Source organism: Klebsiella electrica (assembly GCF_006711645.1).
Lineage (GTDB): Bacteria > Pseudomonadota > Gammaproteobacteria > Enterobacterales > Enterobacteriaceae > Klebsiella > Klebsiella electrica.
The window spans coordinates 605,711-618,827 of the sequence record NZ_CP041247.1; the positions used below are offsets into that span (position 1 = coordinate 605,711).

Genomic DNA, 13,117 nt, shown 5'->3' on the forward strand with positions numbered 1-13,117 from the left:
TACCGCATTTGTCTGGCCGATATGACGGAATGGCAGGCGTAAAAAAGCCCGGCGAACATCGTTTTCGCCGGGCTTTTGCTGACTATCTTCAGGCTTGCTCCACAGACACCCGCAGGGCTGCCAGCGCTTTACCCGCCGCTTTGATGACCTGTTCACACTGCTCAATCGTCAGCGTCAGCGGTGGTTCAATACGAATGGTTTTGGCATTATTCAGCGTTCCGGCCACCAGCACCCGCTGGCGGAACATCTCGCTGGCGAAGTTGTAGCCTATTTCGTTATCCACGAACTCAATCGCCATCAGCATCCCTTTACCACGAACTTCATTCACCAGATCCGGGTACTCGCGGGCCAGTTGACGGAAACCGTCCAGCAGCAGATCGCCTTTCTGTTCCGCCTGGGCCGGCAGATTCTGCGTCAGCAGGACGTTAATGGTGGCCAGCGCCGCGGCACAGGCCAGCGGGTTGCCGCCGAAGGTGGTGGTGTGCAGGAACGGGTTGTCGAACAGCACTGAAAACACCTCTTCGGTCGCCACCGTCGCGCCAATCGGCATCACGCCGCCGCCGAGCGCTTTGGCGAGGCACAGAATGTCCGGCTGGACGTTCTCGTGCTCGCAGGCAAACATCTTGCCGGTACGCCCCATGCCGGTCTGCACTTCGTCGAGGATCAGCAGCGCACCAAACTCATCGCACAGCTTACGCACCGCGGGCAGGTAGCCGGGCGGCGGCAGGATCACTCCCCCTTCGCCCTGTATCGGCTCAAGGATCACCGCCGCGACATCATCACCGGTTTTCTTACACTCGCTCAGCAGCGTACGCATCGCGTTGATGTCGCCGAACGGTACATGACGGAATCCCGGCAGCAATGGCATAAAAGGCTTACGGAAAGTGGATTTGGCGGTAGCCGAGAGCGCGCCCAGCGATTTACCGTGGAAGGCGCCGCTGGTGGCAACAAACGTAAATTTACCGCGCGGCGACTGGTAGGCTTTAGCGAGCTTCAACGCCGCTTCGACCGACTCTGTGCCGCTGTTACAGAAGAAGCTGTATTTCAGTTTGCCGGGCGTTAAGGCCGCCAGCGTTTTTGCCAGCATGGCCCGCAGCGGGTCAAGCAGTTCCTGGCTATGAAGAGGTTGTTTAGCGAGCTGATGCTCGACGGCGGAAATCACAACTGGATTACGGTGCCCTACATTAAAAATACCAAAGCCACCCAGGCAATCGACAAACTCTTGTCCCTGAGTGTCGACAAGCGTATTTAACCCTCCCGCTTGCCACTCTACGGCTCCGTAATCCCCGCCAGCAGTAACCGATTTTCGGTACTCTAAAAAACCGGGATTCACATGCTCTTTAAAATATTCCCTGACCTCCTGGTTAAGTGCTTTCATCTCCTCATGATCAAGCGTGCGCTTCTCAATGAGATTCAGTGCGTGTGCGCTACAGGCCAGAGCCGATGCGCTGGAAGGTAACCTGTTCAAAGTGAGCTCCTGGGACGGGCGTATCACATGATACTGAATTAAGTATTGCAGGGATTACGCCACTTCGGCACGGCAGCTGAAAATCGGGATAAACGCAGCGCGAAAACGCATTTGTGCGAAATTTAATCTCACAGCGATATTTTTGGCATGTTTTACTCCTGAACGGGCGAGGCAATCGACCGGGAGTATTCCGCCGCGTGCGTCGCGGCGGTGCAGGTTGCCCAAAATGGGGGCAGGGGAAGAGACTCCGCGAGATTAATCGAGCTGGGAAATCTCCATCGCCGCGCGGTCAATAACGGCGACAATCTGCTTCAGCTGGGCTTCGCTGAGGGGCTGCTGGTTAACTTTTAAATCCAGTACGGCTTTAAAGTTTTCCAGCGCCCGCTTCATTTGCGGGTTTTTACGCAGCTCGCAGCCGACCATACGGGCCTGCAAACGTTCCTGGATATGGCCGAGCTGTTCCAGATTCCCGGCATGCAGAAGGCTGCCCTCTGCGGTTATGGCGATTTTTTTGCGGCCATTTTCCTCTTCGACGCTGATAAGGCCCTGATCCTGAAGGAGATCGAGGGTTGGATAGATCACGCCCGGACTTGGGCTGTAGTTGCCCTGGGTCAGGTTTTCTATCTCTTTAATCAGCTCGTAGCCATGGCTGGCGTTGCGGGTGAGGATGTCGAGGATCACCAGACGCAGTTCGCCGTGACCAAAGAAACGCTGGCGGCGTCCACCACCGCCGCCCCGGCGGCCATGCTCCCCGCGTTCGCCGTGTTCACCGTGGCGTCCACGACCTTCTTCATGATGATGTCGCATAGTTTGCTCCTGTTTTTTTTTGATATATCTAATTTATATCTAAATTTTATATCTTAGCAAGTAAGAAGAATGATTATTTTATAATTATATGATTTATTTGTTTTATTTTTTGTTTTTGTACTTTATTGCTTTTTGCTATGGTTATATCAAAAAAGAGTTGCATTCCTTTTTAATAGCAATCATTATCATTTGCGGAAGATTTAGATATATCGATAAATTTCACGAAGGCGAATGACGATGATAAAAACGAAACAACCTCAGTACCCGCAGCGCGTTCGTAATGCGCTGCGTTTTCGCGAGTTAACCGTGCTGCGCGTTGAGCGCGTTGGCACCGCCTTCCAGCGTATTGTGCTGGGCGGAGACGCGCTGGAGGGATTCGTCTCTCAGGGGTTTGACGACCATACCAAACTCTTTTTTCCGCAAGCCGGCACCACGTTTACGCCACCGCAGGTGACCGAAGAGGGCATTAACTGGGGCGAGGGCCCCCGTCCGGCGACCCGTGATTACACGCCGCTGTATGATGCCGAACGGCATGAACTGGCGTATGACTTCTTTATTCACGACGGCGGTATTGCCAGCCGCTGGGCGCTGGCGGCAAACGTCGGCGATAAGCTGGTGATTGGCGGCCCGCGCGGTTCGCTGGTGGTGCCGGAAGATTACGCCTGGCAGCTGTATGTTTGTGATGAATCCGGGATGCCTGCGCTACGCCGCCGCCTGCTGGACCTCAGCCGTCTGCCCGTGCGCCCGCAGGTGACGGCGCTGGTGACGATCGGCGAGGCGTCGTATAAAGATTATCTCGCGGATCTGCAGGACTTTCAGATTGAGTGGAACGTCGGCCATCATTCGTCCGTGGTGGCCGAACGTCTGGCGCAGGTTAGCGTACCTGCGGAAGATTACTTTATCTGGGTAACCGGTGAAGGTGAGGTGGTGAAAACACGACTCGGTCGGTTTGAAAATGACGAAATTGACCCGCAGCTGGTGCGCTCCCAGGCCTACTGGCACCGTAAATAGGCCGGATTGCGGCAGGAGCGAGCCCCGGGATGCGGCGTTAACGCCTTGCCGGGCTACCAGACGGCCAGGTTGTTGCACCGGCTGGCGGCCATCGTTCCTTCAGTGACCTCGGCGATGAGGCGGGGCGCTGATGAAAAAGAATTGAGACATCACGCTTGCAGGAGATTGAGTGAAAACAGAATCCCCGGAGGCGTGAAGAATCAAGTACAGAGAGTCACGAAGAGAACGTCAGGCGCGGATCACGCGTTTTCCGGCGACATCCAGCGTAAGGGATTCACCATCGCGTATCGGCTGCAGGGCATCTCCCTGCTGGCACAGGCAGACGATCCCGGCCTGACGGGCGATGATCGCGCCGTGAGATGCCTCGCTTCCTGCCCGCAGACAGATCCCCTTGACCAGGCGAGGATCCAGCTGCAGGACGCTGGAAGGAAAGAGATCGTCGGCGATGATAATCGTCGGCTCATGCACCGCCAGCGGCTCTTCGCTGCCGCCTTGCAGATGGCGCAAAGTCCGGTGCAGCAGATCGTCGACATCAATATAGCGCGCCTGCAGATAGGCATCGTCCAGCTGGCGATACTGCTGGCTGAGATCGGCCAGCACCTGATACCACGCCCACTCCGCATTGCATTGTTCCTGGCGCACGATATCGCGGGCTGATTCATAGAGATCCGGGTCGTCGAGCAGCGTGTGGTGGCCGGAAAAAATGGCCGCGATATCGGCAGAATAGCGCTCTTCCGCCAGCGTGGTCAGTGCATTGAGATCGTCCAGCGTCTGGCCGATCGCCTGCTGCAGGCGTCGCTGTTCGCTGGCGATGTCGGCACCGGTTTGCCGGACTGGCCGGAGGGCAGGCAGCGGGTAGCGGAGCGCTTTTCCCTGCACGCGCGAGACGGGAGGAGTAAAGACCGCGGGCGCGGCGTCCGGCAGTTCGCCAAAGTTCTCCGCCGCCAGCGCCTGAAATGCCGCCAGCGCCGCTTCGGCATCCGGCCCGCGGGCCAGCAGCCTTAATGTATCGTTGCAGCGTACCTGCAACAGGGCAATCTGGTTAATGCTGTCCGGTGAGACACATTTGCCGCCTTTCTCCAGTACCAGCTCGGCATTGAATCCGGATAACGCGGCAACCAGCCGCGATGCCGGACGAACGTGTAAGCCGTTATGGTTTTTAATCACCACGGAGACGGACTCGCCGCTCAGATCGTCGGCCATCGGCGTGGCCTCGGGACCGTTCTGGGCGAGCGATGGTAATCCCAGCTGTACGCGCTTAGCTTCCAGGGCGCTCATGGCGTCGGCGATCACTTTATCGATATCCGATCCGCTGGCGGCGCTGACCGTTGCCGCCAGCGTGCCTTCGACCAATGGCGCGGCGCACAGGCGAACCTTCGCCGCGATCGCCGGATCGAGGAGATCCAGCGCGGTTTCCGCGCTGAGCAGGGCGCTGCCGATATCCATCATCACCAGCACGTGGTCGGTATCGGCAACGGATTCAATGGCCTCCATCACCTTAATGGGATCGGTGCCGATCGGGTTTTGCGGATCGTCAATGCCGGCGGCGATCGCCAGCTTACAGCCATCGCCTGTTAACATCTGCCGGGCCAGTTCTCCGACACCTTCGCCCAGTCGGGCGCTATGAGAAACAATCACCAGGTTTACCATCGCGTTATCCTTACTCTTTGGCTGCGGCAGCCAGTTCCTGAATCATGAACATCACTGAGGTTGCGCCCGGATCCTGATGCCCGATGCTGCGTTCGCCGAGGTAGCTGGCGCGGCCTTTGCGGGCCTGCATGGTGATAGTGGAACGGGCGGCTTCCTCTGCCTGTGTCGCGGCGGCATCCAGCGCATGCTGAACCGACAGGTGCTGTTCGCTGGACTGGCGCAGTGACTCGACAACCGCAAGCCAGGCGTCGCACATGGTTTTATCGCCGGGTTCCGCTTTCCCCCGGTTGACCACCCCGTCCGCCCCTTCGCGCATCATCTGGTGTAGCTCGTCGAGGGTCAGACTCTGGTGCGCCTGCGTCACCTGGGCTGCGCGAATAAAGAAGGTGCCGAACAGCGGGCCGCTGGCGCCGCCGACGTTGGAGAGCAGCGTCATTCCGGTGTTCTTAAGAATAAAACCGATGTCTTTATCGGCAATGGACGGCAGTTTTTCCACCACCTTGCTGAAGCCGCGATACATATTCAGACCGTGGTCGGCATCGCCAATCTCTTTATCCAGACCGGTCAGAAAATCTTTCTCTTTGGTAAAAATGTCGCCGCAGCGATAGAGCCAGTTAACGATTTGCGTTCTGTTCAGTGACATGTCGTGCTCCTTAATGGCCCCAGTTCAGCGCCGGGGTATGAACGGGGGCGTCCCATAATGCCAGCGTGTCGTCATCGACTTTCAGCAGAGTGAGGGAGAAGCCCACCATATCCAGCGAGGTACAGTAGCTGCCGATGAGGTTGCGCTCGATAGTGATGCCGCTCTCCGCGCAGCGCGTGGCCAGGCGGTTGTATACGCCGTACAGCTCCGACAGCGGGGTGGCGCCAAGGTTATTGACCAGCGCGATGACGCGGTCGCCCTTCTGCAACGCCTGTTTGCTTTGCGTGACGTCCTGCCAGCTCCCTTTGACGGTATCCCACTGACGCAGCGTGCGGCTGTATGTGCCGTTCTCCAGCAGGGTGTCGAACATCTCATCGACGGTGCAGTCGAGAGAACTGAAGGGGCGGCGGTCAATACCCGGCTCGCCGTGGATACCAACGCCGAACTCCATCTCATTATCCTGTAATTCAAATGACGGCTGTCCGGCGGCCGGTACGGTACAGGCACCCAGCGCCACCCCGATGGAGTGGCCGAGGTTGTTAAGCTTGCGGCCCAGCGCCGCGCAGGCTTCCAGCGAATCGCCGCGTTCGGCGGCTGCCCCAACCAGTTTTTCAATCAGCACGGTGTTGGCGACGCCGCGGCGTCCGGCGGTGTAGAGGCTGTCTTTGACCGCCACGTCGTCATCGATCACCACGGTAGTCACCTTGACGCCGCTTTCGTGCAGCAGTTCGGTGGCGGTTTCGAAATTAAGGATATCCCCGGTGTAGTTTTTGATGAGCAGCAGCACGCCTTCGCCGCCGTCGATATGCATCGCACACTCGAACATTTTATCCGGGGTCGGGGAGGTGAAAATCTCGCCCGGGCAGGCACCGGCAAGCATACCTTTGCCAATATAGCCGCAGTGCATCGGCTCATGTCCGCTGCCGCCGCCGGAGAGCAGCGCCACTTTCCCGGCGACCGGCGCATCGGCGCGGGTGACATACACCGGATCCTGATGCAGCGTTAATTCAGGATGGGCTCTGGCGAGGCCCAGTAGTTGTTCACTCAGGACATCTTCGACACGGTTAATCAGTTTTTTCATTATTTATGCTCCGTCGGCGTGATGCGGCCTCTCTACTCACAGAGGCGGTCATCGTGTAGGGGATCGTCTGGCGTGAAGAACCACCCGGCGACGTTATGATTCTGGCTGAGTTAACGGAAAAAAAAATGTCGTGCAAACGAGTTTCATAACGGAACATGCTTATTTATTTTTGTTCCGTTATGAAACGTCATCGGCGAGGAAAAGGGAGAAATGCGAGCTAAGGCTATTTTTTCGCCCCGCGGTCATCTGCGGCAACCGGGGGGCTGCGGATGCGTTTCTCAGTTTTTTTTCTGCTGCCGATGCTACCCATGTTGGCAGATTATCCGTTTTTTTGTGGCATGACGGTGAATGGACGGATCGGGATCGCAATCCCACCATTTTCCGCTAACTAATGTTCCAATATGGAACGCTAAAAAATATTCTCTGTTTCATATCAGAACAAAAACGGGAAAAATTTTTTTGTTCACCGCTCGCCCTACAGTGTTTGCATCGCTCCGGTCACGATTCGTTTCCGCCATGAACCGTAGGCAGAACAGGATGACGCCAGGGCTCATCATGTAAAACATGTACTTATTTGAGGGTGAAAGGAATGCTAAAAGTTATTCAATCTCCGGCCAAATATCTTCAGGGTCCTGACGCATCGACGCTTTTTGGCCAGTATGCTAAAAATCTGGCGGACAGCTTTTTTGTCATTGCCGATGACTTCGTGATGAAGCTGGCGGGGGACAACGTACTCAATGGTTTGCATAATCACGGTTTAAGCTGCCACGCCGCCCGTTTTAACGGCGAATGCAGCCACGCGGAGATCAACCGCCTGATTGCCATTCTGCAGCAGCACGGCTGCCGCGGCGTGGTAGGGATTGGCGGCGGGAAGACGCTTGATACCGCTAAAGCCATTGGCTTCTACCAGAAGCTGCCGGTAGTGGTGATCCCGACGATTGCCTCTACCGATGCGCCAACCAGCGCGCTGTCGGTTATCTACACCGAAGCCGGCGAGTTTGAAGAGTATCTGATCTATCCGAAAAACCCGGATATGGTGGTCATGGATACGGCGATCATTGCCAAAGCGCCGGTGCGCCTGCTGGTGGCCGGGATGGGCGATGCGCTCTCGACCTGGTTTGAAGCGAAGGCCTGCTTTGACGCCAGGGCGACCAGCATGGCCGGCGGACAGTCCACGGCGGCGGCGTTGAGCCTGGCTCGCCTGTGTTATGATACGCTGCTGGCCGAAGGCGAAAAAGCGCGCCTGGCGGCGCAGGCTGGCGTGGTGACGGATGCGCTGGAGCGCATTGTCGAAGCCAACACCTACCTCAGCGGCATTGGGTTTGAAAGCAGCGGTCTTGCGGCGGCGCACGCCATTCATAACGGCTTCACCATTCTCGAAGAGTGCCATCATCTGTATCACGGCGAAAAAGTGGCGTTTGGCACTCTGGCGCAGCTGGTGCTGCAAAACAGTCCGCTGGAAGAGATTGAAACGGTGCTGGGCTTCTGCCAGAAAGTCGGTCTGCCGGTGACCCTGGCGCAAATAGGCGTCAAAGAGGGCATTGAAGGGAAAATTCAGGCGGTCGCGCAAGCGACCTGCGCGGAAGGCGAAACGATCCATAACATGCCATTCCCGGTGACGGCCGACCAGGTTTACGCCGCGATCCTGACGGCCGATTTGCTCGGCCAGCAGTGGCTGGCGCGCTAACGTCTCGCTAAGCTGCTTTTTGCAGGAAGAAGCGTGTGCCCCCTCCGGCTGTTTCTGTCGGAGGGGTTATCTATTTTAAACAGCGGAAAAGGACATGGCGGCGCAGACTCCGGACTCCGGAAAAACAGTATCTTCCGTTATCAGTCAGTCATGGCAGCGTTGCAGCCGGTTTATGCCACGGGAGACCTGGCATAAACCGCATCAGGCGCAGGGTCTGACCTTCGAATCAATCTGCCGACGTAAAACCGCGCTGCTGACCATCGGTCAGGCGGCGCTGGAAGATGCCTGGGAGTTTATGGATAGCCGACCCTGCGCATTGTTTATTCTTGATGAGTCTGCCTGTATTCTCAGCCGCTGCGGCGAACCGCAGACGCTGGCGCAGCTCGCGGAACTCGGTTTTCTTGAGGGCAGCTACTGCGCGGAAAGCATTATCGGCAGCTGCGCGCTCTCGCTGGCCTCGATGCTGGGGCAACCGGTGAAAACCACCGGTGAGCAACATTTTAAACAGGCGCTGCACGGGTGGTCATTTAGCTCCACGCCGGTGTTTGATAATCACGGTCGCCTGTTTGGATCCATCTCGCTGTGCTGTTTGACCGGGCAGCAGGCCTCCTCTGATTTGTCTCTGACGCTGGCTATCGCCCGGGAAGTGGGCAACTCGCTGTTGACCGACAGCCTGCTGGCTGAATCGAACCGCCATCTCAACCAGATGTATGGCCTGCTGGAAAGCATGGATGACGGCGTGATGGCGTGGAATGAGCAGGGGGTATTGCAGTTTCTTAACGTCCAGGCCGCGACGCTCCTGCATCTGGATGCCCAGACCAGCCAGGGAAAAAATATTAATGAACTGGTGACGCTGCCGGCCCTGCTGCGCCGGGCGATTAAGCACGCGCGCGCCCTGAACCATGCGGAAGTGACGTTTGAGAGCCAGCATCAGTTTATCGATGCCGTCATTACCCTCAAGCCGATCGTCGAAGAGCAGGGCAACAGCTTTATTTTATTGCTGCATCCGGTGGAGCAGATGCGCCAGCTGATGACCAGCCAGTTAGGGAAAGTGAGCCACACTTTGGCGCAGATGTCCGCGGACGACCCGGAAACGCGACGGCTGATTCATTTTGGCCGTCAGGCGGCGCGGGGCGGTTTTCCGGTCCTGCTCTGCGGGGAAGAGGGGGTGGGTAAAGAGCTGCTCGCCCAGGCTATTCATAATGAAAGCGAACGGGCGGACGGTCCCTATATTGCGGTCAACTGTCAGCTGTATGCCGACAGCGTGCTGGGCGAGGATTTTATGGGCAGCGCACCGACCGATGACGAAAACGGGCGCCTGAGTCGCCTGGAGCTGGCCAGCGGCGGCACTCTGTTTCTGGAGAAAATAGAGTACCTCGCGCCGGAGCTGCAGTCCGCGCTGCTGCAGGTGATTAAGCAGGGGGTGTTAACCCGCCTCGATGCCCGACGCCTGATTCCGGTGGACGTTAAGGTGATTGCCACTACCACCGTTGATCTGGCTAATCTGGTGGAGCAGAACCGCTTTAGTCGCCAGCTTTATTACGCGCTGCACTCGTTTGAGATAGTCATTCCGCCGCTGAGATCGCGGCGCAACAGCATTCCCTCGCTGGTGCACAACCGCCTGCGTAGCCTGGAAAAGCGCTTTTCATCGCGCCTGCAAGTGGACGACGATGCCCTGGCGCAGCTGGTGAACTACTCCTGGCCCGGCAATGACTTTGAGTTAAACAGCATTATTGAAAATATCGCCATCAGCAGCGATAACGGCCATATCCGCCTGAGCAACCTGCCGGAATATCTCTTTTCCGAGCGGCCGGGCGGCGATACCGCCTCGCCCCTGCTGCCTGCCAGCCTGACCTTCAGCGCTATTGAAAAAGAGGCCATTATCCATGCCGCCCGCGTCACCAGCGGCCGGGTACAGGAGATGTCCCATCTGCTCAATATCGGGCGTACGACGCTGTGGCGCAAAATGAAGCAGTACGATATCGATGCCAGCCAGTTCAAGCGCAAAATCCACGATTAGTTTTCCGCGCTCTCCGCGATTCAGGGTCCGCAATTGCCGTTAACCGGGTATTAGCTGTCGGTCACGGTGTTTATGGACTTGTCGGGCAGAAAAACGCCATGCAAACGTTTGACTGAGGTCTGAATCAAAGAAAGGCAACGATCTCTTTGATATCGCCGCGGACTTGGGTCCATATTATAAACATGTTCATCACATGGTTAATTTTAAGGATAAGAGCATGCCAACAGCGATAGATAAAGCATTAGATTTTATTGGTGGTATGAACACATCGGAACCGGTCCCGGCTTCAATGGATGAAAGTACGGCCAAGGGCCTTTTAAAATATCTCCATGAGTTAGGCGTTCCGGCTAGTGCGGACGACGTCATGGCTCGCGGTGAACAGGAAGGATGGAATTCCGGGTTCACCCATAAAGTGGCCGGATGGGCGGAGAAAATCGCCGCTGGCAACCGTATTGTGATTAAAAATCCAGAGTACTTCTCTTCCTATATGCGGGAGCAGCTCCGGGAACGGGTGCAAGCGGCACATTTTGAAGATGCTGCACCATAAGATAAAAAAGGAGCAACGTTGTTAACGTCGCTCCTTATATTTTTGCCGCCGCTGAACGGGCAGAGTAATTTGATATTGCCGCGCTAAGCGATGTATTGAGCATGACAGGAAATTCTGAACACCCGCAGCCAGCAATACATTCCTCTCATCGAGAAACGTTTATTCATCTCTTTTTTTTCGCGCCTGAACATGATGCGGTGCTTTCTGACGCTGATGAGCGATGAAACCGAAGACACCGCCATGCGCAGGGGGGCGGTATACCCGATGCGCATCGGGTGAAGATGACCTTCCCACTCAATAGCGAATCAATAGAGAAGGTCTGCCGTGGTTATTTAACAGCGGGTGTTTTCCAGCTATCAAGTTTTGCCTTTGACCATGAGCCATAAGCCGCATTAGGAAGAACAATCCAGTCAACGCCGAAATGCTGTGCGTTTGATTCAACCAACTGACGTTGCTCCTCGGTGGGCTTCTTATTTTTAAATTGAGCGGCAAAATCTGGCAGGCTGTCGCCAAACAGCATAATGATCTGCTGGTTTTTCATGATGGCCTGGCGACGTTCTTCTTTGGTTCCTGTATCAAGAAGGACGCTCTCTTCAGAGACCTGCGGCAGGCCGAGAGATTTTAGAGTATTGAGCGTGTCTGTTTTGTTTTCATTAGTACGGTCAGATACATAGTAAATACGAACGTTGTGGTGAGCCACATTATCAAGGAAAGCTTTTGCTCCTGGGATCAAACCCGGATTACCCTGTTTTTCCCAGTCGCCCCAGGTATCCCATTTTGTATAGTCATGACACTGTTCCATGTCCCGTGCCAACAATGGTGTGTTGTCGAGCACCGTTTCATCAAGATCCATTACGACGGCATATTTTTCCGGTGCTTTCAGTCCATTGACTTTTTCATTAAAACGTTCGGTGGCAAAGCGATATGTCTGAATCTGAAGCGCCATAACTTCAGCCGATTTTTGCTGATATCGAAGGGCCATTTCATAAGCCTTTGGTTCGCACAGTTTATTATCAGCGGCGACTGCTGATGCACTTAAGACAGGTAACGCCAGCATCAGAGCTTTAATCATTGAATTCACAGTTTATTCCTTACATGGTGCTCAAAATGGCGAAAGAATAATTGCCTTATGTGACAAAAAAATGAATGCCCTGTGAGAAGGCATTGTGGGCCATAAGCATGAATGTGCAGCAATCCGGAGGTCGTTATTATTGGGGCACTAAAAACAGGTCAATGAGAAAGATAAGGCTTTGATCCTTCTCTTTATTCTCTTTGGGTTGCGAAAGAATTACGCTGCCGGAGGCTTCTTGCTGGCGCTTGCGGTGTCTGGCGAGGCAACGCCGGGTTTTTACTACCGGCCAGGTGATTTATATTCTGCCTTACTCACTGATGGCACCTCGACAGCACCTCCGGAGAAAAGCAAAAGGGCCGGCGATTTCTCGCCAGCCCTTGCGGTGTCTGGTGGCCCCTGCTGGACTTGAACCAGCGACCAAGCGATTATGAGTCGCCTGCTCTAACCACTGAGCTAAGGGGCCGTGGCGAGGGATTATAAAGTAACTGGCAGACGCAATCCAGCGCAAAACGCACGGCTGCTGTTTTTATAAACAATGCATTTTCAATCCTTTATAATCACCTTTTAGGCATTGAGCGGGGGAAAGATGATTAACGACATTCTGGCGCCGGACCTGAGGGTGGTCTTTTGCGGCATTAATCCGGGGAAGTCCTCTGCCCATACCGGTTTTCATTTCGCGCATCCGGGCAATCGTTTCTGGAAAGTGATCTACCAGGCTGGCTTTACCGACCGTCTGTTGAAGCCGGAAGAGGAGCTGCAGCTGCTCGATACGCGCTGTGGGATTACGATGCTGGTGGAACGCCCGACGGTTCAGGCCAGCGAGGTCGCCTTGCAGGAGCTACGTAGCGGCGGGCGGGATTTGGTGCTGAAAATTGAACAGTATCAGCCGCAGGCGCTGGCGATTCTCGGCAAACAGGCCTTTGAGAAAGCGTTTCAGGTACGCGGCGCGCGCTGGGGCAAGCAGCAGGTGACCATCGGCGATACGGAGGTGTGGGTGCTGCCAAACCCCAGCGGATTGAACCGGGCGACGCTGGATAAGCTGGTGGAGGCGTATCGCGAACTGGATGATGCGCTGGCATCGCGAGGTCGCTAGCCTGTCGTAAGTACCGGCACCGACAGTCTCTGACGCTA

At 55.8% G+C, this 13,117-nt stretch carries 11 protein-coding genes and 1 tRNA gene; 5 read left to right on the forward strand and 7 right to left on the reverse strand.

Annotated features, from left to right (window positions below):
* Positions 1 to 88: 88 nt before the first annotated feature.
* Positions 89 to 1,468, reverse strand: a complete 1,380-nt coding sequence (ygjG, locus tag Electrica_RS02945; RefSeq protein WP_167686213.1) for a putrescine aminotransferase — start codon at positions 1,466 to 1,468, stop codon at positions 89 to 91.
* Between the two features lie 255 nt (positions 1,469 to 1,723).
* Positions 1,724 to 2,275: a PadR family transcriptional regulator gene (locus Electrica_RS02950; protein ID WP_100686359.1), complete on the reverse strand. Its 552-nt coding sequence runs from the start codon at positions 2,273 to 2,275 to the stop codon at positions 1,724 to 1,726.
* A gap of 237 nt (positions 2,276 to 2,512) precedes the next feature.
* Here Electrica_RS02950 and Electrica_RS02955 point away from each other — a divergent pair, with 237 nt between their 5' ends.
* A complete protein-coding gene (locus Electrica_RS02955) occupies positions 2,513 to 3,286 on the forward strand; it encodes a siderophore-interacting protein (RefSeq protein ID WP_160704417.1) in 774 nt (257 codons plus the stop codon).
* A 228-nt stretch (positions 3,287 to 3,514) separates the two neighbouring features.
* Here Electrica_RS02955 and dhaM read toward each other — a convergent pair whose 3' ends face one another.
* From dhaM to dhaK, 3 genes are read right to left on the reverse strand one after another with little or no spacing between them, the layout of a single operon-like run.
* Entirely contained in the window at positions 3,515 to 4,936 is a 1,422-nt protein-coding gene (dhaM, locus tag Electrica_RS02960; RefSeq protein ID WP_141963365.1) for a dihydroxyacetone kinase phosphoryl donor subunit DhaM, read from the reverse strand.
* 10 nt (positions 4,937 to 4,946) lie between these two features.
* On the reverse strand, positions 4,947 to 5,579 hold the full coding sequence (gene dhaL, locus Electrica_RS02965; protein WP_131048515.1) for a dihydroxyacetone kinase subunit DhaL: 633 nt from the start codon (positions 5,577 to 5,579) through the stop codon (positions 4,947 to 4,949).
* A 10-nt stretch (positions 5,580 to 5,589) separates the two neighbouring features.
* A complete protein-coding gene (gene dhaK / locus Electrica_RS02970; protein WP_141963367.1) occupies positions 5,590 to 6,660 on the reverse strand; it encodes a dihydroxyacetone kinase subunit DhaK in 1,071 nt (356 codons plus the stop codon).
* A gap of 589 nt (positions 6,661 to 7,249) precedes the next feature.
* Between dhaK and Electrica_RS02975 the strand changes: the two genes are divergently transcribed.
* From Electrica_RS02975 to Electrica_RS02985, 3 genes are all read left to right on the forward strand, one after another.
* The gene (locus Electrica_RS02975) at positions 7,250 to 8,347 is read left to right on the forward strand and encodes a glycerol dehydrogenase (protein ID WP_141963369.1); all 1,098 of its coding nucleotides are present in this window, start codon (positions 7,250 to 7,252) and stop codon (positions 8,345 to 8,347) included.
* A gap of 94 nt (positions 8,348 to 8,441) precedes the next feature.
* Positions 8,442 to 10,367, forward strand: coding sequence for a dihydroxyacetone kinase operon transcriptional regulator DhaR (gene dhaR / locus Electrica_RS02980; protein WP_141963371.1), 1,926 nt, complete (start codon positions 8,442 to 8,444; stop codon positions 10,365 to 10,367).
* A gap of 193 nt (positions 10,368 to 10,560) precedes the next feature.
* Positions 10,561 to 10,914 (forward strand): DUF1889 family protein, encoded by a 354-nt coding sequence (locus Electrica_RS02985; protein ID WP_141963373.1) that lies wholly within the window; start codon positions 10,561 to 10,563, stop codon positions 10,912 to 10,914.
* A gap of 328 nt (positions 10,915 to 11,242) precedes the next feature.
* Here the strand turns inward: Electrica_RS02985 and Electrica_RS02990 are convergent, their stop codons facing one another.
* A complete protein-coding gene (locus Electrica_RS02990) occupies positions 11,243 to 11,986 on the reverse strand; it encodes a 5'-nucleotidase, lipoprotein e(P4) family (RefSeq protein WP_202395484.1) in 744 nt (247 codons plus the stop codon).
* A 387-nt stretch (positions 11,987 to 12,373) separates the two neighbouring features.
* Positions 12,374 to 12,449, reverse strand: a tRNA-Ile gene (locus Electrica_RS02995).
* Positions 12,450 to 12,572: 123 nt separating this feature from the next.
* On the opposite strand from Electrica_RS02995, the gene mug reads away from it, so the two are divergent.
* A complete protein-coding gene (mug, locus tag Electrica_RS03000) occupies positions 12,573 to 13,079 on the forward strand; it encodes a G/U mismatch-specific DNA glycosylase (protein WP_100683536.1) in 507 nt (168 codons plus the stop codon).
* Positions 13,080 to 13,117 lie beyond the last annotated feature (38 nt).

Excerpts from the sequence above, each read along its gene's own strand:
- Electrica_RS02950 (WP_100686359.1), bottom strand. The coding sequence starts at position 2,275 with ATGCGACATCATCATGAAGAAGGTCGTGGACGCCACGGTGAACACGGC.
- Electrica_RS02955 (WP_160704417.1), top strand. The coding sequence starts at position 2,513 with ATGATAAAAACGAAACAACCTCAGTACCCGCAGCGCGTTCGTAATGCG.
- dhaM (WP_141963365.1), bottom strand. The coding sequence starts at position 4,936 with ATGGTAAACCTGGTGATTGTTTCTCATAGCGCCCGACTGGGCGAAGGT.
- dhaL (WP_131048515.1), bottom strand. The coding sequence starts at position 5,579 with ATGTCACTGAACAGAACGCAAATCGTTAACTGGCTCTATCGCTGCGGC.
- dhaK (WP_141963367.1), bottom strand. The coding sequence starts at position 6,660 with ATGAAAAAACTGATTAACCGTGTCGAAGATGTCCTGAGTGAACAACTA.
- Electrica_RS02975 (WP_141963369.1), top strand. The coding sequence starts at position 7,250 with ATGCTAAAAGTTATTCAATCTCCGGCCAAATATCTTCAGGGTCCTGAC.
- dhaR (WP_141963371.1), top strand. The coding sequence starts at position 8,442 with ATGGCGGCGCAGACTCCGGACTCCGGAAAAACAGTATCTTCCGTTATC.
- Electrica_RS02985 (WP_141963373.1), top strand. The coding sequence starts at position 10,561 with ATGGTTAATTTTAAGGATAAGAGCATGCCAACAGCGATAGATAAAGCA.
- Electrica_RS02990 (WP_202395484.1), bottom strand. The coding sequence starts at position 11,986 with ATGATTAAAGCTCTGATGCTGGCGTTACCTGTCTTAAGTGCATCAGCA.
- mug (WP_100683536.1), top strand. The coding sequence starts at position 12,573 with ATGATTAACGACATTCTGGCGCCGGACCTGAGGGTGGTCTTTTGCGGC.